Origin of the sequence: Streptomyces sp. NPDC002057 (genome assembly GCF_040296665.1) — a bacterium.
In the GTDB taxonomy this organism is placed as follows: Bacteria; Actinomycetota; Actinomycetes; order Streptomycetales; family Streptomycetaceae; genus Streptomyces.
Genome location: NZ_JBEOXR010000002.1, coordinates 186,947 through 204,882 on the forward strand (window position 1 = coordinate 186,947; position 17,936 = coordinate 204,882).

At 72.0% G+C, this 17,936-nt stretch carries 17 protein-coding genes; 5 read left to right on the plus strand and 12 right to left on the minus strand.

Features of this window, described 5'->3' with window-relative positions; translation table 11 throughout:
* Window positions 1–16: 16 nt before the first annotated feature.
* On the minus strand, window positions 17–1,051 hold the full coding sequence (locus tag ABT129_RS02690; RefSeq protein ID WP_351895650.1) for an LLM class flavin-dependent oxidoreductase: 1,035 nt from the start codon (window positions 1,049–1,051) through the stop codon (window positions 17–19).
* Between the two features lie 198 nt (window positions 1,052–1,249).
* Between ABT129_RS02690 and ABT129_RS02695 the strand changes: the two genes are divergently transcribed.
* Window positions 1,250–1,579 (plus strand): Rv1322 family protein, encoded by a 330-nt coding sequence (locus tag ABT129_RS02695; protein WP_351895652.1) that lies wholly within the window; start codon window positions 1,250–1,252, stop codon window positions 1,577–1,579.
* Between the two features lie 184 nt (window positions 1,580–1,763).
* Here the strand turns inward: ABT129_RS02695 and ABT129_RS02700 are convergent, their stop codons facing one another.
* The 7 genes from ABT129_RS02700 to mce form a co-directional block, all read right to left on the minus strand.
* Window positions 1,764–2,600, minus strand: a complete 837-nt coding sequence (locus ABT129_RS02700) for an ABC transporter permease (protein WP_351895655.1) — start codon at window positions 2,598–2,600, stop codon at window positions 1,764–1,766.
* Window positions 2,597–3,751 (minus strand): ABC transporter ATP-binding protein, encoded by a 1,155-nt coding sequence (locus ABT129_RS02705; protein WP_351895657.1) that lies wholly within the window; start codon window positions 3,749–3,751, stop codon window positions 2,597–2,599. Before ABT129_RS02705 ends, ABT129_RS02700 begins: the two co-directional genes overlap by 4 nt.
* A 310-nt stretch (window positions 3,752–4,061) precedes the next feature.
* Entirely contained in the window at window positions 4,062–4,841 is a 780-nt protein-coding gene (locus ABT129_RS02710; RefSeq protein ID WP_351895659.1) for an ABC transporter permease, read from the minus strand.
* 3 nt (window positions 4,842–4,844) lie between these two features.
* Window positions 4,845–5,813, minus strand: coding sequence for an ABC transporter ATP-binding protein (locus ABT129_RS02715; protein WP_351895662.1), 969 nt, complete (start codon window positions 5,811–5,813; stop codon window positions 4,845–4,847).
* Window positions 5,814–5,902: 89 nt separating this feature from the next.
* The gene (locus tag ABT129_RS02720) at window positions 5,903–6,838 is read right to left on the minus strand and encodes a coiled-coil domain-containing protein (RefSeq protein ID WP_351895664.1); all 936 of its coding nucleotides are present in this window, start codon (window positions 6,836–6,838) and stop codon (window positions 5,903–5,905) included.
* A gap of 114 nt (window positions 6,839–6,952) precedes the next feature.
* Window positions 6,953–11,443 (minus strand): polarized growth protein Scy, encoded by a 4,491-nt coding sequence (gene scy / locus ABT129_RS02725; RefSeq protein ID WP_351895920.1) that lies wholly within the window; start codon window positions 11,441–11,443, stop codon window positions 6,953–6,955.
* A 185-nt stretch (window positions 11,444–11,628) separates the two neighbouring features.
* A complete protein-coding gene (mce, locus tag ABT129_RS02730; RefSeq protein WP_351895666.1) occupies window positions 11,629–12,081 on the minus strand; it encodes a methylmalonyl-CoA epimerase in 453 nt (150 codons plus the stop codon).
* Window positions 12,082–12,218: 137 nt separating this feature from the next.
* Between mce and ABT129_RS02735 the strand changes: the two genes are divergently transcribed.
* The gene (locus tag ABT129_RS02735; protein WP_351895669.1) at window positions 12,219–13,421 is read left to right on the plus strand and encodes an acetyl-CoA C-acetyltransferase; all 1,203 of its coding nucleotides are present in this window, start codon (window positions 12,219–12,221) and stop codon (window positions 13,419–13,421) included.
* Between the two features lie 35 nt (window positions 13,422–13,456).
* Entirely contained in the window at window positions 13,457–14,413 is a 957-nt protein-coding gene (meaB, locus tag ABT129_RS02740; RefSeq protein ID WP_351895671.1) for a methylmalonyl Co-A mutase-associated GTPase MeaB, read from the plus strand.
* A gap of 92 nt (window positions 14,414–14,505) precedes the next feature.
* On the opposite strand, the gene ABT129_RS02745 is transcribed toward meaB, so the two are convergent.
* From ABT129_RS02745 to ABT129_RS02760, 4 genes are all read right to left on the minus strand, one after another.
* On the minus strand, window positions 14,506–14,982 hold the full coding sequence (locus ABT129_RS02745) for a MarR family winged helix-turn-helix transcriptional regulator (protein ID WP_351895674.1): 477 nt from the start codon (window positions 14,980–14,982) through the stop codon (window positions 14,506–14,508).
* An 83-nt stretch (window positions 14,983–15,065) separates the two neighbouring features.
* A complete protein-coding gene (locus tag ABT129_RS02750) occupies window positions 15,066–15,851 on the minus strand; it encodes an AIM24 family protein (protein WP_351895676.1) in 786 nt (261 codons plus the stop codon).
* Window positions 15,848–16,498: an AIM24 family protein gene (locus ABT129_RS02755; protein ID WP_351895678.1), complete on the minus strand. Its 651-nt coding sequence runs from the start codon at window positions 16,496–16,498 to the stop codon at window positions 15,848–15,850. The genes ABT129_RS02750 and ABT129_RS02755 overlap by 4 nt, the downstream gene beginning before the upstream one ends.
* The gene (locus ABT129_RS02760) at window positions 16,498–17,136 is read right to left on the minus strand and encodes an AIM24 family protein (RefSeq protein ID WP_351895681.1); all 639 of its coding nucleotides are present in this window, start codon (window positions 17,134–17,136) and stop codon (window positions 16,498–16,500) included. Before ABT129_RS02760 ends, ABT129_RS02755 begins: the two co-directional genes overlap by 1 nt.
* A gap of 107 nt (window positions 17,137–17,243) precedes the next feature.
* On the opposite strand from ABT129_RS02760, the gene ABT129_RS02765 reads away from it, so the two are divergent.
* Together ABT129_RS02765 and ABT129_RS02770 are read left to right on the plus strand one after the other, a co-directional pair.
* Window positions 17,244–17,588 carry a DUF3817 domain-containing protein gene (locus tag ABT129_RS02765; RefSeq protein WP_351895683.1) on the plus strand — a complete coding sequence of 115 codons (345 nt, stop codon included), beginning with the start codon at window positions 17,244–17,246 and terminating at the stop codon, window positions 17,586–17,588.
* Window positions 17,585–17,878 carry an MTH1187 family thiamine-binding protein gene (locus tag ABT129_RS02770; protein ID WP_351895685.1) on the plus strand — a complete coding sequence of 98 codons (294 nt, stop codon included), beginning with the start codon at window positions 17,585–17,587 and terminating at the stop codon, window positions 17,876–17,878. Before ABT129_RS02765 ends, ABT129_RS02770 begins: the two co-directional genes overlap by 4 nt.
* The last annotated feature ends 58 nt before the right edge of the window (window positions 17,879–17,936 follow it).

Consider the following 17,936-nt stretch of genomic DNA (forward strand, 5'->3'; position numbering starts at 1 on the left):
CGGTTCCGGCTCCACATCAGACGAGCAGCGGCAGGACCTCCGCGCCGAGCCGCCGTACGTTCTCCTCGGTCGCCGCGAGGTCGCCCGTGCCCTCGGCGAGCAGCGCGAAGCGCGTGATGCCCGTGCGCTCCGCGGTCGCCGCGAGCCGGTCCGCCGCGCGCCGCGGAGTCCCCACCGGGTGCAGCCCGCAGAGCAGCTCCGTGTACGCCACGGGGTCGCGCATCGCCCGCTGCCGCCCGTCCACCGTCACGTGCGCGTCGAGCCCCTGCTTCAGCCAGCCCGGCATCGCCTTCACCAGCGCCTCGGCCGCGTCGGCCCCCCGGTCCGCGAGCTGGGCCACCCCCGCCGAGACGTGGCAGGCCCCGATCCGCGCGATCTCGTCCGGGTCCCGACCGGCCTCCCGCGCGCACCGCGTCCAGGCCGCGACCATCTCGGCCTTGTCCTCGTCGCCGCAGTGCATGCCGAGCAGCATCGGCAGACCGCGCTCCGCGGCGAGCTTCACGCTCCTCGGCGAGGTGCAGGCGACCACGACCTCGGGGGCGGGGTCGCCGCCGATCAGCTCGTCGGGGCGGGGCACCACCGGCACCTCACGGAAGGCGAATCGTTCTCCCTCGGCGCCGACGCTCGACTCGGTGAGCCAACGCAGCAGCAGGTCGAGCGATTCCGGGAAGCCGTTCTCGTACGCGCCGAGGCCCGCGCCGAACACCTCCAGGTCGACCCACGGGCCGCCCCGGCCCACCCCCAGGGTGAATCTGCCGCCCGATGTGAGGTGCAGCAGCGCCGCCTGCTCGCCCAGGGCGACCGGGTGGACGGTCGGCAGCACGCTCACCGCCGTGCCCACCCGCAGCCGTCGCGTGCGCCCCAGGAGCAACGCGGCCAGTGTCACGGCCGACGGGCAGACCCCGTACGGCACGAAATGGTGCTCGGCCAGCCAGACCGAGTCGAGCCCCGCCTCCTCGGCGACCTCGGCGGTCCGCACCGCCCGGTGCAGGGCCTCACCCTGTCCCTGGCCCGGGAACTGGGCGGCCAGAACGAACGTACCCACGCGCATCGCCTTCTGCCTCCTTGCGGCCGACGCGTATCTCCCCTCGCACTGGCAACAACGTCTGACACGTGCCAAAGGCAACGGCCGTTCATGAAGTTCTTGCGATTTTCGGCTAAGCCGCCTCGGAGGGGGCCCGGGGCACCGTGTCGCGGCCCGTAGGCTTGAGAGAACGGTCCGTGTTCCCAGACCCCGTGAGGTGTGCCCGTGTCCCCGCGCCACAACCGCTCCCGAGGCGGCGAGAAGCCCTTGCAGCAGCAGGGCGACAACGACGACCGGTACGGCGGCGCGCAGCGCACCGAGACCTGGCAGGGCGAGGAGTGGTTCGTCCGCCTCGTCGCCGGGGCGAGCGCACCCGGCAAGCGCTACCGCTGCCCCGGCTGCGACCAGGAGATCCCGGGCGGCGCCCCGCACGTGGTGGCCTGGCCCGAGTACGGCGGAGTGGACGACCGGCGCCACTGGCACAAGGCGTGCTGGAGCGCGAAGGACCGCCGCACCAGCAGGGTGCAGCGGTCCCGTAACGCGCCGAAGTACTGAGCCGGAGGAACCGGACCGGAAGAACCGGACCGGAAGAACCGGACCGGAAGAACCGGACCGGAAGAACCGGACCGGAAGAACCGGACCGGAAGAACCGGACCGGAAGAACCGGCCGGTGGGCCCCGGCCGGGAGAACCCGACCGGTGGACCCGGGCCGCGGGGCCCGGGCGCCGGTGGACCGGCCCTACACGTCCCGGCTGTTGAGCAGCGCGAAGGCGCCGGCCAGCGCGACCCCCGCGACCCCCGTCATGATCAGCAGCGGCTCCCAGCCCGCGGGACCCTTGTCACCGAACGGCGGCTGCGCGGCGTACAGCGCGATCATCTGCGAGGGGATCGCGTACGTGAAGAGCCACTCCTGCACCGACTTCAGCGCCTCGGAGAACATGAACATCGCCGCCACCAGCGGCAGCAGCAGCAGACCGATCATCACCGTGATCGCGCCCGCCGAGTGCCGGATGAGCGTGCCGAGCGCCAGCGAGAGCAGCCCGAGCATGGCCAGGTAGGCGCCCGCGCCGACCGTCGCCCGCAGCCACTCGCCCGCCGTCGGGGCGTCCGCCGAGTCCACCAGGGCGACCTGCCCCGCGCCCACGATCGCGGCGACCACCGTCGTCACCGTGAAGACGAGCAGGAAGAAGACGATCGCCTTCGCCGTGAGCACCCGCGCCCGGCTCGGGCAGGCCGTCAGGGTCGTACGGATCATGCCGGTGCCGTACTCGGAGGCGATGGTCAGCACGCCGAGCGTGATCACGCAGATCGAGGCCGGCAGCATCCCGAAGAACCCGAAGCCGAGCGCGGACTCGTCGCCCATCGGGGCCTCGGAGCTCGCGGCGATGGCCGCCACCCCCAGGCCGATGAGGAGCATCAGCAGGACCATGACACCGAGCGTCCACAGCGTCGAACGCACCGAGCGGATCTTCGTCCACTCGGAGGCGAGGGCGTCACCGAGGTTCGCCCTGCGGACCGGGATGGGGGAGACGTAGGAGTGCGGCGCCGGAGCGTGGTGCTGGGCGGGGGCGGTCATCGGGCGTCCTTGGTGGTGTCGCTCGGCTGAGGGGTGCCCGGCTGCGAGGCGGCCGGAGGGGCGTACGGGCCCGGCGCGGGAGCCTGGCCGGGAGCACCGGCGTACGGGTTCTGCCCGGGCGGCGGCGGCGCGTACCAGCCCTGCTGCGGCACGTCCTGGACCGGCTGCTGCGGCGGCATCCCGTAGCCGGGGTGACCGGGCTGGACCGGCGGCTGGAGGTGCGCGAGGCGGTCGTCGGTGGAGCGGTAGTCCACGGCGCCCTGCGTCAGCCGCATGTACGCCTCTTCGAGGGAGGCCTGGTGCGGGGACAGCTCCCAGAGCCGTACGTCCGCGTCGTGCGCCAGGTCGCTGATCCTCGGCAGCGGCAGACCCGTCACCCGCAGCGCGCCGTCCGGCTCGGAGAGGACCTGGCCGCCGGCCTCCATGAGGGCCGCCGTCAGCTTCTCCCGCTGACCCGGATCGGTCTGGGGGGTCCGCACCCGGGCGAAGTCGGCGGAGTTCGCCGAGATGAAGTCGGTGACGCTCATGTCGGCGAGCAGCTGGCCGCGGCCGATCACGATCAGGTGGTCGGCGGTGAGGGCCATCTCGCTCATGAGGTGGCTGGAGACGAAGACCGTCCGCCCCTCGGAGGCCAGCTTCTTCATCAGGTTGCGGACCCAGAGGATGCCCTCGGGGTCCAGACCGTTGACCGGCTCGTCGAAGAGCAGCACCTGCGGGTCGCCGAGGAGCGCCGCCGCGATGCCGAGCCGCTGGCCCATGCCGAGCGAGAAGCCGTTGGAGCGCCGCTTCGCCACGTCCTGGAGGCCGACGACCCCGAGGACCTCGTCGACGCGCTGCGCCGGGATGCCGGCGAGCTGCGCGAGCGACAGCAGATGGCTGCGCGCGCTCCGCCCGCCGTGCACGGCCTTGGCGTCGAGGAGCGCGCCGACCTGACGGGGCGCGTTCGGCAGCTGCCGGAAGGGGTGGCCGCCGATCGTCACATGACCCGTGGTGGGCTGGTCGAGCCCCAGGATCATGCGCATCGTGGTCGACTTGCCCGACCCGTTGGGTCCCAGGAACCCGGTGACGACACCGGGCCTCACCTGGAAGGAAAGGTTGTACACGGCCGTTTTGGCGCCGTAGCGCTTCGTCAGGCCGACTGCCTCGATCATTCTCCAGCCCCATCGACAGGTCGATCGCATCCATGTCGGGGCGTGGCGGCCGTCGGCCGGAGCCCCCCGTATGAGCTAGGAGCTTATCCAGCCGTTGACGGTTCCGGCGAAGTGGAGACGGCCTCCGGGCGGTCTCCAGGGGAACGTCGGGGTTCTCCCCCAGGGGACGGGGCCCCGGGGCACCGCTTCCGGGCGCCGTCTCCCGTCACCGCTTCCGGGCCGCCGTCTCCGGGCCCGGACGGTGGGGCGTCGTCTCCGGGCGCCGTCCCCCGTCACAGCTTCCGGGCCGCCGTCTCCGGGCCCCGGACGGTCAGGCGTCCCGCTTCTTCAGCACCAGGTAGCCGCCGAGCAGCGCGGCCACCACCCAGAGGACCATGATCCCGAGTCCGCCCCACGGGCCGTACGGAGCCTCCTCCGTGTTCATGGCGTCCGGCACGACCTGCATGATCTTCGCGCCGGCCTGGTCCGGGAAGTAGCGGGCCACCTCCTTGACCTTCGGCACGGCCGCCAGGATCTGCGAGACCAGGAAGAAGAACGGCATCAGGATGCCGAGCGACAGCATCGACGAGCGCAGCATCGCCGTCACACCCATGGAGAACAGCGCGATCAGGCCCATGTAGAGCCCCCCGCCGATCACCGCCCGCAGCACGTTCTCGTCACCGATCGAGGCCCGGTGTTCACCGAGCAGCGCCTGTCCCAGGAAGAAGGCGAGGAAGCTCGTCGCCAGCCCCACGGCGAACGCGAGCCCGCCCGCCACCGTGATCTTGGAGAAGAGGAAGGTCGCGCGCTGCGGCACGGCCGCCAGCGAGGTGCGGATCATGCCCGAGGAGTACTCGGTCCCCACCACCAGGACACCGAAGACCACCATCGCCAGCTGCCCCAGGGTCATCCCGAAGAAACTGACCAGGGTCGGGTCGAAGGTGGCCCGCTCCGCCTCGCTGAGGTCGTCGAAGGTGGAGTTGAACACCGCGGACAGCGCCGCGCCGATCGCCACCGTGACGAGCAGGGCGCTCGCCAGTGTCCAGACGGTCGACGACACCGTCCGGATCTTGGTCCACTCGGACTGCAGGACCGCGGATGCCGCTGCCATCGTTCAGGCTCCCTGGGAGGTCGTGCCCCACTGGGGGCCGGGCGCCGGGGCGCCACCGTGTACATCGGTGCCGTGCGCGTGGTACTCCACCGCACCTGCCGTCATCTGCATGAAGGCCTCTTCGAGCGAGGCCCGCTGGGAGCTCAGCTCGTGCAGCACGAGCCCGTGCTCGGCGGCCAGTTCACCCAGCTTCTCGGTCGTCGCCCCGTCCACCTCCAGGGTGCCGTTGCCCGCCTCGACCGCGACGAACCCATTGGTGTGCAGCACGTCCCGGAGGCGCTCCTGCTGCGGCGAACGCAGCCGCACATAACTCCGGGAATTCTGCTGGATGAAATCCGCCATCGACGTGTCGGCCAGCAGCTTTCCCTGGCCGATCACGATCAGATGATCGGCCGTCAGCGCCATTTCACTCATCAGATGACTGGAAACGAAGATCGTCCGGCCCTCGGCCGCCAACGCCTTCATCAGATTGCGGATCCAGTGAATTCCCTCGGGGTCCAGTCCGTTGACGGGCTCGTCGAACATCAGGATCTCGGGGTCGCCGAGCAGCGCGGACGCGATGCCGAGCCGCTGCCCCATGCCGAGGGAGAAACCCTTCGACTTCTTCTTGGCGACCGGCGTCAGACCCACCAGGTCCAGGACCTCGCTCACCCGGCGCTCCGGGATGCGGTTCGACTGCGCGAGGCACAGCAGGTTGTTGTACGCGGAGCGGCCGCCGTTCATCGCCTTGGCGTCGAGCAGCGCCCCGATGTACTTCAGCGGCTCCGTCAGCTCCCGGTAGTGCTTGCCGTCGATCCGGACCGTCCCGCTCGTCGGGTTGTCCAGGTCCAGCATCATCCGCATCGTCGTCGACTTGCCCGCCCCGTTGGGCCCGAGGAAGCCGGTGACCACCCCAGGACGCACCTGGAAGGAGAGGTGGTCGACCGCTGTCTTTGCCCCGTAGCGCTTGGTCAGGCCCTCAAGCTCGATCATGCGTCCCAACCTACGGGCGCGCAAAACCCCCCGCCACCGGAATGACGAGGGGTTAGGGGCAACGCTACGTACTTGTTACCGGGCGTGCGTCAGCGGGACTGCTGGGCCGGGACGCCGGCCGGGCGCTCGTCGTCGATCGGGGAGCCGGCGGCCGCCACGGCGGCACCGGTCAGCGTCGCCAGCATCTCGCGGACGTTGGTCAGCTGCGCGTTGATCGAGTCCCGGCGGTTCGTCAGGGCCGCCAGCTCGCGCTCCGATTCGCTGCGGATCCGGTCGGCCTTGGCGTTCGCGTCGGCCACGATGTCCTCGGCCTGGCGCTGCGCGGTCTCCACCGTCTGGCGGGCCCGGCGCTCCGCGTCCGTACGCAGCTTCTCGGCCTCCAGGCGGAGCTGCTCGGCGCGGTGCTCGATCTCCGCGAGGCGCTTCTCGGCCTTCGCCTGACGCGAGGCCAGGTCCCGCTCCGACTGCTCGCGGCGCTTGGCCAGGTTGGTCTCGAAGTCCGCGGCGGCCTGGGCGGCCTTGGCGCGGGTCTCCTCGAAGAGGGCGTCCGCCTCCTCGCGCTTCGACTGCGCGTCCTTCTGCGCCTCGGCGCGCAGCGTGTTCGCCTCGCCCTGCGCCTTCTCGACGATCCGGACGCCCTCGTCCTCGGCCTTCGACTTGCGCTCGGCCGCGAAGGACTCCGCGTCGTTGCGCACCTGCTGGGCGGCCGACTCGGCCAGCTCGCGGTGCTGCTCGGCGGCGCGACGGGCCTCCTCACGCAGGTCCTTCGCCTCCTCCTCGGCGAGCCGGAGGATCTTCTCGACCCGGGCGCCGAGCCCCGCGTACGACGGCTCGGCGTCGGTGACCTGCGCCTGGGCGTTCTGCGTCTCGAGGTGGAGTTCCTCGATTCGCTTCTCCAGAGAGGTGATACGGGACAGAGCACTGTCGCGGTCGGCCACGAGCTTGGTAATGCGGTCGTCCACCTGACCGCGGTCGTAACCGCGCCGCACGAGCTCGAAGCCGAAGGGGGAGGAAGTGTCGCTCATGGGGTTCCTGTCGAATGAGACCGGTGAGGTGTTAGAGGGAATCCTAGGGGCCGAAGCGGCGTGTCATCGAGCGTATGCCCGTTTGATCTGGAGAATGTCCAGCCTTTTGAGTGGCTAGCCGTCCTGGGACTTGCCACTCGAACGAGTGGACCCCGCCGACGCACCCGCCTTGGCGCCCACGGCCCCGGCCGACTTCGCCCCGGCCGACGGAGTCTCGAAAGACTCCAACGCCTCCAGTACGTCCTGGACACGGGAGATCTCGGCATTGATGTCCTTGCGGCGTCGCACCAGCACCTCCAGTTCGCGCTGGCCCTCCTCGACCGTCTTCTCGGCCTCGGCCTCCGCCTCGGCCCTGATCCGCTCGGCCTCCGCCTTGATGCCCTCGGCCTCCGCGACGAGCGAGGCCTTCTTCTGCTCGGCCTCCTTGAGGAGCGCCTCGGCCTTGCGGACGGCGGCGATGCGGACCTTGCTCGCCTCGGAACTCGCCTCGGACACCAGCTCCTTGGCCTTCTCCTCGGCCTCGGCGCGCTGCTCCGTCGCGGCCGTCACCAGCTTGTCGACCCGCTCGCCCGCCGTCTTCATCTGCTCGGCGTTCTCGCGGCGCGCCCGCTCGTGCAGCTCCTCGATCTCGCCCTCGACGCGGCCCCGCAGCTCCTCGGCCCGTTCCCTTATGGCCGTCGCGTCGCCGCGCGCCCCGACGAGGAGCTCGTCCGCGTCCGTACGGGCCTTCTCCACCAGCGAGTTGCCCTCGACGGTGGCCTCGGCGACGATCCGCTCGGCCTCCTTGCGGGCCGCGCCGACCATCGTGTCCGCCTGCGACTCGGCCTCGGTGGTGGCGCGCAGCGCCTCCTCCTGGGCCTTGGCCATGAGCTGGTCCGCCTGCTCGGCCGCGTCCGAACGCTTCCGGGCACCGGCCTCCCGCGCGTCGTCGAGCGTCCGGTCCGCCTCCTCGCGGGCCTCCGAGCGCATCTGCTCGGCCGCCGCCTCGGCGTCCGCCCTGACCCGCTCCGACTCGGTACGGATCCGCTCGGCGTCCTGCCGCGCGGAGCCGACCGTCGCCTCGGCCTCGGCGCGCGCGTCCGCCGTGACGGCGTCGGCGAGCTCGCCGGTCTCCCGGGTGACCCGCTCGGCCTCGGCGTTCGCCTCGCGGGTGATCCGCTCGGCCTCGCTGGTGGCCTCGGCGAGGAGTGCGTCGGCCTGTTCGGCGGCGTCGCCGCGCCGCTTGTCGGCGGCCTTGCGGGCCTCGTCGAGGACCTGCTCGCCGTCGGCCAGGGCCGCGTTCCGCAGGGCCTGGGCGTGCGCCTCCCCGTCGATCTTGACCTGTTCGGCCTCGGTGCGGAGCCGCTGGGCGTCCTGCTCGGTGGTCTCCATGAGCTCGACCGCCTCGGCGGTGAGCCGCTCGGCCTCGGCGTTCGTCTCGCGGGTGATCCGCTCGGCCTCGCTGGTGGCCTCGGCGAGGAGTGCGTCGGCCTGTTCGGCGGCGTCGCCGCGCCGCTTGTCCGCCGCCTGACGCGCCTCGTCCAGGACCCGCTCGCCGTCGGCGACCGCGGCCGCCCGCAGCGCTTCCGCGTGCGCCTCCCCGTCGGCCTTGACCTGTTCGGCCTCGGTGCGGAGCCGCTGGGCGTCCTGCTCGGTGGTCTCCATGAGCTCGACCGCCTCGGCGGTGAGCCGCTCGGCCTCGGCGTTCGTCTCGCGGGTGATCCGCTCGGCCTCGCTGGTGGCCTCGGCGAGGAGTGCGTCGGCCTGTTCGGCGGCGTCGCCGCGGCGCTTGTCCGCCGCCTGACGCGCCTCGTCCAGGACCCGCTCCGCCTCGGCGCCGATCCGCTCGGCCTCCGTACGGGCCTCGCCGACCAGCGACTCGGCACGCTCGGCGGCCTCCGAACGGATCCGGTTCGCGTCCTCGCGGGAGTCGGCCCGGGTACGGGCCGCGTCCTGCTCGGCCGAAGCCAGCGAGTCCGTCACCTCGGTCCGGATCCGCTGCGCGTACTCGGCGGTGTCCGCCCGCAGCTTCTCGGCTTCGGCGAGCGCGTCCGTGACGGTCCGCTCGGCCAGCGCCTTCGCGGCCTCCGTCTCCTCCTGGGAACGCGTCCGGGCGCGGGTCGCGTCCTCGGACGCCCGCTCCCGCTCCTCGTACGCGTCGGCGCGGACCCGGTCCGCCTCCTCCTGCGCCTCGGTACGGGTCCGCTCGGCCGCGTGCTCGGCGGCGCTGCGCAGCCCGGTGATCTCCTCCTCGGCCTGCTCGCGCAGACCCGCCACCGAGTCCCGTACCTCCTGGGCGGCTCGCGAGGCGGCGGTGACCATCTCGGTCGCCCGCGCGTCCGCCTCCTCGACCAGGCGCTGCGCCTCGGTCTGGGCGTCCTCGACCCGCTTGCGGGCGGCGGCGAGGAGCTCCTCGGACTGCTCGCGGGCGTGCTCGCGCTCCCGGCCGGCCTCGGAACGGGCCGACTCCAGGGTCGACTCGGCCTCCCGGCGGCGCCGGACGGCCTCCTCCTGCGCGGCGGCCAGGGCCTCGGCGGCCTCGGCGGCGACCCGCTCGGCGGCCGCGGCGGCCTCGGCCCGCACCCGGTCGGCGGTCTCCTGGGCCTCCGACCGCAGGCGCTCGGCCTCCTCGGCGGCCTCCTTGCGGAGCCGTACCGACGCGGTCTCGGCCTCGGTACGCGTGGTGGACGCGTCCGACGCGGCCTCGGCGCGCAGCCGCTCGGCCTCCTGCTCGGCCTGCTCCTGGAGCGTACGGATGCGCTCGGCGGCCTCGGTCCGCAGCCGCTCGGTCTCCTCCGCGGCCTCGCGCCGGATCAGCTCGCCCTCGGCGCGCGCGTCGGTGAGCTCCTCCCCGGCGGCCGCCACCTTCGCCTCGGCGTCGGTGTGCAGCCGGGTCAGCTCGTCGGCGGCCTCGGCGCGGCGGGCCTCGGCGGCCCGCTCGGCGTCCGCGCGCATGCCGTCGGCGGCCTGCTCGGCCGCCGCCTTCACCGCGTCGGCCTGCTCCTCGGCCTCGACGCGCAGCCGCTCGGCCTCGGCGCGGGTGCGCTCCAGCGTCTCCTCGGCCTGGGTCCGCAGCGTCTGGGCGCGCTCGACGGCCTCCGACTTGACCCGCTCGCTCTCGGCGCCGGCCTTGGTGCGCAGTTCCTCGGCGTCCGTGCGGGCCCTGGTGAGCAGCCCCTCGGCGGTGCTGGCCGCCTCCTCGATCTGCTGGACGGCCTCGCGGCGGGCCTCGCCGCGGATCCGCTCGCCCTCCGCGATGGCCTCGGCGCGCAGCTGCTCGGCCTCGCCGCGCAGCCGCCGCGCCTCCTCCTGGAGCTCGACCGTCTTGGCGCGGTACTCCTTGGTGTCGTCCTTCGCCGAGCCGAGCAGCTCGTCGGCCCGCTCCTCGGCCTGGGAGCGCAGCCGGTCGATCTCGGCCTCGGCCTCGCGGCGGATCCGCTCGGCCTCCTCGGAGGCCTTGCGGGTGGTCTCGCGGGCGTCGTCGGACGCCTTGGTGAGGATCTCCTCGGCGTTGCGCGCGGCCTTGGCGAGGGCGGCGGCGGAGTCCTCCGCGGCGGCCGTACGGGCCTTGTCCGAGGCCTCCGTGACGAGCTTCTCCGCCTCGGCGTTCGCCTCGCGGAGCTTCTCCTCGGCCTCGGCCTTGAGGGCCTCGGCGTCCTTGGTGGCCTCGCCGACGAGCCGGGCGATCTCCGCCTTGGCGGTACGGGTGCGCTGCTCGTTGACCGACTCGGCGGTGGCGAGCTGCTTGGCGGCGGCGTCCTTGGCCTCGGCGAGGGACTTCTCGGCCTCGGCGCGGGCGAGCCGGAGCTTCTCCTCGGCCTCCTGCATGCGCTGCTCGGCGGCGCGGGAGAGCTCGGTGGCCTGCCGACGGGCCTGGTCGGTCTCGGCGGTGGTGGTCGAGCGGAGCTGCTCGGCGTGGCTGGTGGCCTCCTGCGCCTGGCTGGAGGCGGCGCCGAGGAGCCGCTCGGCGTCCTTGCGGGCGCGCAGCAGAATCGCTTCGGCCTCGGCACGGGCGGACTCGGCCTCGCTGCCGACGCGGCGGCTGGTCTCCTCGGCGAGCCGGGTGGCCTCGGCGCGGGCGGCGGCGAGCGACTGCTCGGCCTCCGCGCGGGACTCCTCCATCAGGCGGCGGGCCTGGGACTCGGTGCGGGCGCGGAGCTGCTCGGCCCAGGCGACGTTCTCGTTGACGTGCGCCTCGACGGTCTGCCGGCGCTCGTTGAGTTCCTGGTCGAGCTGCTGGCGGCGCTGGACCGCCTCGTTGTGCAGCTCGGCCTGGAGCCGGGACTGGTGCTCGGCGTGCTCCTGGAGGATGCGCTGGGTCTGGGCGCGGGCCTCGCGCAGCTCGCGCTCGGCGTCCTGGCGCAGCTGCTCGGCCTGCGCCTGCGCGTTCCGCAGCAGCTGCTCGGCCTGGTAGCCGATGTCAGCGCTGTCGTACGCGGGCCGGGACGCGATGGTGCGGCGCGCCTCGTGGAGCTTGGCACGCAAGACCTCGACCTGGTAACCGAGGTCCTCGGCGTGCTGAACGGCCTTCTCCCGCTCGGTCTTCAGCCGGTCCATCTCGGCTTCGAACCGGGCGAGATGGTCGTCTTCAGCTCGGTGGCTCTCCTGGCGTTCGTAGCCCCGCACTGCGCGGTCCATCCGTCCCCTGGTCGCAACACTCCTACGAGCACCGCCCTCACGGCCGAGGACGGACCCCCGGGGAATCGTGGCAGATCGGACGACCCCGACATCCCGACTTCGGTGCCGCACGGAGCGGCCCCGACCGGCCCCGGCCCGGAGTCGCCCACTCTACCGGGCCAGGAATCCGGAGGTCAGTGCTCCGCTGAGGAGTGGTCAGCGGACGGCTTCGCCGAGGTGACCAGTTCCGTGAGGACGCCGTGGCAGTCCTTGGGGTGCAGGAAGGTGATCCGGGAGCCCATGGAGCCGGTCCTCGGCTCGTCGTAGAGGACCCGGACGCCCTTGGAACGGATGGCCTCGGCGTCCCCGTCGACGTCCGCCGTGCCGAAGGCGATGTGGTGCACGCCCTCGCCGTTCTTGGCGAGCCACTTGCCCACCGCCGAGTCCTCCCGGGTGGGCTCCAGGAGCTGGAGGTACGAGGCCCCGCCGTCCGAGGTGTCGTTGATCTTGAGCATGGCCTCACGGACACCCTGCTCCTCGTTGACCTCGGAGTGGAAGACCTCGAAACCGTAGGTCGCACGGTAGAACTCGACGGTCCTGTCCAGGTCGAAACAGGCGATCCCGATGTGGTCGATTCGCGTCAGCATGCCTCCAGTGCACTGCCGGGAGGGTGGTTACGCAACGTGCGCGCCGTCACACCGGCTGGCCGGTGACCGGGCGCGGCGCCCCTCAGTACATTGGCGGTAAACCCTCGTTCACTCCTCATCCCTAGGGGCCGTGCCTCATGTCTGGAACGACCGGTACCACCTCAGTGATCGTCGCGGGCGCCCGTACGCCCATGGGTCGCCTGCTCGGCTCGCTCAAGTCCTTCTCGGGCGCCGAGCTCGGCGGCTTCGCGATCAAGGCCGCGCTCGACCGGGCCGGCATCGGCGGCGACCAGGTGCAGTACGTGATCATGGGCCAGGTGCTCCAGGCGGGTGCCGGTCAGATCCCCGCCCGCCAGGCCGCCGTCAAGGCCGGCATCCCCATGAACGTCCCCGCCCTCACCATCAACAAGGTGTGTCTGTCGGGTCTCGACGCCATCGCCCTCGCCGACCAGCTGATCCGCGCCGGCGAGTTCGACGTGGTCGTCGCCGGTGGCCAGGAGTCGATGACCAACGCCCCGCACCTGCTGCCGAAGTCCCGTGAGGGCTTCAAGTACGGCGCCATCGAGATGCTCGACGCCATGGCGTACGACGGTCTCACCGACGCGTTCGAGAACATCGCCATGGGCGAGTCCACCGAGAAGCACAACACCCGCCTGGGCATCCGCCGCCCCGAGCAGGACGAGATCGCCGCCCTCTCGCACCAGCGCGCCGCCGCCGCCCAGAAGAACGGCATCTTCGAGGCCGAGATCACCCCGGTCGAGATCCCGCAGCGCAAGGGCGACCCGGTGATCTTCGCCAAGGACGAGGGCATCCGCGCCGAGACCACCGCCGAGTCCCTCGGCAAGCTCCGCCCGGCCTTCGCCAAGGACGGCACGATCACCGCCGGCACCTCCTCGCAGATCTCCGACGGCGCCGCCGCCGTCGTCGTGATGAGCAAGGCCAAGGCCGAGGAGCTGGGTCTGGAGTGGATCGCCGAGATCGGCGCCCACGGCAACGTGGCCGGCCCCGACAACTCGCTCCAGTCGCAGCCGTCCAACGCGATCCTGCACGCCCTCAAGAAGGACGGCCTGAGCGTCGACGACCTCGACCTGATCGAGATCAACGAGGCCTTCGCCGCGGTCGCCGTGCAGTCAATGAAGGACCTCGGCGTTACCCCCGAGAAGGTGAACGTCAACGGTGGCGCCATCGCGCTCGGTCACCCCATCGGCATGTCCGGCGCCCGGGTGGTGCTGCACCTGGCCCTGGAGCTCAAGCGGCGCGGCGGCGGCATCGGCGCGGCCGCCCTCTGCGGCGGCGGCGGTCAGGGCGACGCGCTGATCGTCCGCGTCGCCGGCAAGTAAGTCACCTCGGCAAGGTCAGGCAAGGAGCTCTGCACATGGTGGACGTCCCCGCTCTGGTCACCCAGGCACGGGAGGGCAGGCCGCGGGCCGTGGCCCGGCTGATCTCGCTCGTGGAGGGGGCGTCCCCGCAGCTGCGCGAGGTGATGGCGGCGCTCGCGCCGCTCACCGGCGGCGCGTACGTGGTGGGTCTGACGGGCTCGCCCGGCGTCGGCAAGTCCACGTCGACGTCCGCGCTGGTCTCCGCCTACCGGCGGGCGGGCCGGCGGGTCGGGGTCCTGGCCGTCGACCCGTCCTCGCCGTTCAGCGGCGGGGCGCTCCTCGGCGACCGGATCCGGATGGCGGACCACGCCTCCGACCCGGGCGTCTACATCCGGTCCATGGCCACCCGCGGACACCTGGGCGGTCTCGCCTGGTCCGCCCCGCAGGCCATCCGCGTCCTGGACGCGGCCGGCTGCGACGTGATCCTCGTGGAGACCGTCGGCGTCGGGCAGTCGGAGGTCGAGATCGCCTCCCAGGCCGACACCTCCGTCGTCCTCCTCGCGCCGGGCATGGGCGACGGGATCCAGGCCGCGAAGGCGGGCATCCTGGAGATCGGCGACGTGTACGTGGTGAACAAGGCCGACCGGGACGGCGCGGACGCCACCGCCCGTGAGCTCAACCACATGCTGGGTCTGGGCGAGGCGCGCGGTCCCGGCGACTGGCGGCCGCCGATCGTGAAGACGGTCGCGGCGCGCGGCGAGGGCATCGACGAGGTCGTGGAGGCCCTGGAGAAGCACCGCGCCTGGATGGAGGAGCACGGGGTCCTGGCGGAGCGCCGCCGGGCCCGTGCCGCCCGCGAGGTCGAGACCATCGCGGTCACGGCCCTGCGCGAGCGGATCGGCGACCTGCACGGCGACCGGCGCCTGGACGCGCTCGCGGAGCGGATCGTGGCGGGCGCCCTCGACCCGTACGCGGCCGCGGACGAGCTGGTCGCGAGCATCACGGGCAACTGAGCGACGGGACGCGGCCGTGACCGCGTGACGGTACGGAGAAGGGCCTCGCCGGGAAACCGGGGAGGCCCTTCTCCGTACGGACGGGTCCGCGGCTACGGCTTGCCGCGCCGCCCGCGCAGCTGCTCGGCGACCGGCTTCAGGGACTCGTGGAGGTCGGAGAGCGCCTCCGGGCCGACCTGGTCGATGAAGTGCTTGCGCACCGACTCGACGTGGTGCGGGGCCACCTTCTGCATGGTCTCCATGCCGTGGTCGGTCAGGACGGCGTACAGTCCGCGCCGGTCGGACTCGCAGTTCTCGCGCCGGACGAGTCCGGCGTTCTCCATGCGGGTGATCTGGTGGGAGAGCCGGCTCTTCGACTGGAGGGTGGCCGCGGCGAGGTCGCTCATGCGCAGCCGCCGCTCCCCCGACTCCGAGAGGTTCACCAGGATCTCGTAGTCGTTCATCGTCAGGCCGAAGGGCTGGAGGTCCCTCTCCAGCTGGTACGTCAGCATCCTCTGCACGTCCAGGAACGTGCGCCAGGCGCACTGCTCGCCGTCGGTGAGCCACGGGGTGGCGGTCTCGGTCTCCATATATGGATTCTACCTAAGAAGTTGAATACTTGACGAAGTCTGCGAGCGCGCGTTCGACGGCGTCACACTCCGCAGACTACCGCTCACAGACCGAAGCGCCGCTGTAGGTCCCCGAGCTGGCCGGGAAGGCGCGGTACCGAGCCCGGCACTCCCTGGCCTGAACCGGGTGCCCCGTGGCCGCCCGGCACGCCCGCCTGCCCCGGAGGCGCCCCGATCGCGCGGTCCGCCATCAGCAGCTCCGTCGACTGGAGCAGTACCGTACCCGCCCCCACGAACTCGAACTGGTGCTCCTCGCCCGAGGTGCCGCCGATGCCCGTCAGCGCCCGGACGCCACCCATCACGCCCGTCATGTAGCCGTGGTCGTAGTGGTGGCAGGGGGACGGGCAGTCCGCCCAGCCCACCAGCGCCTGCGGGTCCACCCGCATCGGCGGCTCCATGAAGACCACCGGACCGTTCGAGGCCGCCACGAACTTGCCCGTGCCGATCAGCGTCACGAACCCCGGCACGATCGACTGCTTCAGCGCCAGCGTCGGCTGGTAGGCGAGCAGGTTCCCGGAACGGATCGTCAGGTTGCCCTGGTCCAGGTCGAACGAGTTCACGTCGAAGGCCCGGTCCGCCAGCAGCATCTTGCCGCTGCCCTCCGCCACCACCCAGTCGCTCGCGTGCAGCGGCGAGTGGAAGGACGTCCGGACCAGCCGGTCGAGCCGCCCGTGCCCGATCCCGTTGAACTCGATCCGCCCGTAATAGGCGATCATCTTGCCCTTCTGCAGGAACCACTGGGAGCCCTTGAGCTCCACGCAGAAGGTGTACGGGTTCACGTTGTCGTCCGACGGAAGCGTCGACGGATCGTGGATCACCGGGGTGCTCACAGCTTCTCCTCCGAGGCCTGGACGTACACCGCGCCGCTGCCGCTCAGCTCCAGCTGGAAACCCTCGCCCGAGCCGCGCCCCACCATGTCGCGCCAGCCCAGCGCGGTGGAGAGCTTGTTCCGCACGTCGCCGTGGTGGGCCACGTACGCCTGCGGGTCGACGTGGACCGGACGGCCCGGCGCGATCGGCAGCTCGATGACCCCGCCGTGCGCCATGACGGCCACCGCGCCGTGACCCTTCAGGGTGGTGGTGAAGAGGCCCTGGCCGGTCACCTGGCCGCGGACCATGCCCATGACCCCGCCCTGCGAACCCATGAACATCGTGCCCTGCTCCAGGGTGCCGTCGAAGGCGAGCAGCCGGTCGGCCTCCACGAACAGGGTGTCGCCCGTCAGGCCGATCACCTGGATGTGGTGGCCGCCGTGCCCGAACATCACCGTGCCGTTGCCCTCGACGGTCATCAGCGGGGTCGCCTCGCCGGCCACCCGGCGGCCGATCATCGACATCACGCCGCCCTGGCCGCCGGCCATGTTCGGCGTGAAAGTGACGTCACCGCGGTACGCGAGCATCGCGCCCCGCTGGCTGAACATCCGCTGCCCGGGGACGACGGTCGCCTCGACCATCTTCGAGTTGATCTCGCGGAACGGCATCAGACGTCGCCCCCGATCGTGTTCCGCTCGCTCGGCTGGACGTACACGAGGCCGTCCCCCTCGAAGCGGATCTGGAAGGCCTCGCCGCCGCCCTCGCCCATGAGGGTGCGGAAGGTCACACCCGACTGGAAGTGCTGCTGGAGGTTGCCCTGGTGGGCGATGTACGCGCCGGGGTCGACCTGGAGCGGGTACTGAGGGGTCACCCGCAGCACCACCGCCGGGCCGTCGGACATGATCGCGGCCTGGCCGGTGCCCTCGACGGTCGTGGTGAAGAGGCCGTTGCCGGTGGCCCCGCCGCGCATCCCCGTGAAGGTGGTGCCGGTGCGCAGCCCCGCGTCGGTGCAGAGCAGATTGCTCGCCTCGACCCACAGCTTGTCGCCGTGCAGGGAGACGAGGCTGATCTCGGAGGCCCGGTCGGCGAACCAGCAGGTCCCCTGGCCGCGTACCTCCATCACCTCCATCTGCTCACCCGTGAGCCGGCGGGTGACCATGCCGCGCAGGCCCTCACCACCGCCACTCATCTTCTTGAACGCCATCTGGCCGTCATAGGCGACCATCGAGCCGTTCTTCGCCTTGACGGCGTCGCCGGTCATGGAGACGGCGAGCACCTTGCTGCCCTGGAGTCGGAACGTTGCCACCCGCTGAAGGTACTGGGGACCCGGATAAAGAGACAGCAAAGTCGGCGTGCACAATGGACGGGCCCTTGTGCATCCGTTCACAAGATCGAACGAAGGTGACCCCCTCCGTGGACCTCAAGACCGCTTCCTCCCTCCACCGGCTCCGGCTCGTCTCCGCGCCGGAAGCCGTCTCGTTCCTGCTCCTGCTGGTCTGCTCGGTGCTCAAGCGGACGACGGAGTTCAACGCGGTGCCGGTCATGGGCGCGATCCACGGAGTCCTCTTCGTCGTCTACGTCCTGTTCTGGCTGGACGCCTGGAACCGCACCAGGTGGAGCATCGGCACCGCCGCCCTCTACTTCCTGCTCTCCGTGCTGCCCCTGGGCGGCTTCTACGCCGAGCGGAAGCTGAAGGCCGAGGCCGAGAACGCGGTCATCGCCTCCCGCGCCCGCGCCGAGAGCGCGGTGAAGGCGTGATCGTCGCGTTCTCGGTGACCCCGCTGGGCGTGGGGGAGGAGGTCGGCGAGTACGTCGCCGACGCCGTCAGGATCGTCCGCGAGTCCGGGCTCCCGAACCGCACCGACGCCATGTTCACCTCGATCGAGGGGGACTGGGACGAGGTCATGGACGTCGTGAAGCGCGCCGTGGCCGCCGTGGAGGCGCGCGCCCCGCGCGTCTCGGTGGTCATGAAGGCCGACATCCGGCCGGGCGTCACGGACGGGCTGACCTCGAAGGTCGACACGGTCGAACGCCACCTCGGCGCCTGACGGCCCCGATCCCGGCCAGGGCCCCGGCTCCGCGTCGGAGCCGGGGCCCTCGCGTCCC

What these genes read in the sequence shown, in the direction of transcription:
- ABT129_RS02690 (WP_351895650.1), bottom strand. Translation starts at nt 1,051, where the DNA reads ATGCGCGTGGGTACGTTCGTTCTGGCCGCCCAGTTCCCGGGCCAGGGA.
- ABT129_RS02700 (WP_351895655.1), bottom strand. Translation starts at nt 2,600, where the DNA reads ATGACCGCCCCCGCCCAGCACCACGCTCCGGCGCCGCACTCCTACGTC.
- ABT129_RS02705 (WP_351895657.1), bottom strand. Translation starts at nt 3,751, where the DNA reads ATGATCGAGGCAGTCGGCCTGACGAAGCGCTACGGCGCCAAAACGGCC.
- ABT129_RS02710 (WP_351895659.1), bottom strand. Translation starts at nt 4,841, where the DNA reads ATGGCAGCGGCATCCGCGGTCCTGCAGTCCGAGTGGACCAAGATCCGG.
- ABT129_RS02715 (WP_351895662.1), bottom strand. Translation starts at nt 5,813, where the DNA reads ATGATCGAGCTTGAGGGCCTGACCAAGCGCTACGGGGCAAAGACAGCG.
- ABT129_RS02720 (WP_351895664.1), bottom strand. Translation starts at nt 6,838, where the DNA reads ATGAGCGACACTTCCTCCCCCTTCGGCTTCGAGCTCGTGCGGCGCGGT.
- mce (WP_351895666.1), bottom strand. Translation starts at nt 12,081, where the DNA reads ATGCTGACGCGAATCGACCACATCGGGATCGCCTGTTTCGACCTGGAC.
- ABT129_RS02735 (WP_351895669.1), top strand. Translation starts at nt 12,219, where the DNA reads ATGTCTGGAACGACCGGTACCACCTCAGTGATCGTCGCGGGCGCCCGT.
- meaB (WP_351895671.1), top strand. Translation starts at nt 13,457, where the DNA reads ATGGTGGACGTCCCCGCTCTGGTCACCCAGGCACGGGAGGGCAGGCCG.
- ABT129_RS02745 (WP_351895674.1), bottom strand. Translation starts at nt 14,982, where the DNA reads ATGGAGACCGAGACCGCCACCCCGTGGCTCACCGACGGCGAGCAGTGC.
- ABT129_RS02755 (WP_351895678.1), bottom strand. Translation starts at nt 16,498, where the DNA reads ATGCCGTTCCGCGAGATCAACTCGAAGATGGTCGAGGCGACCGTCGTC.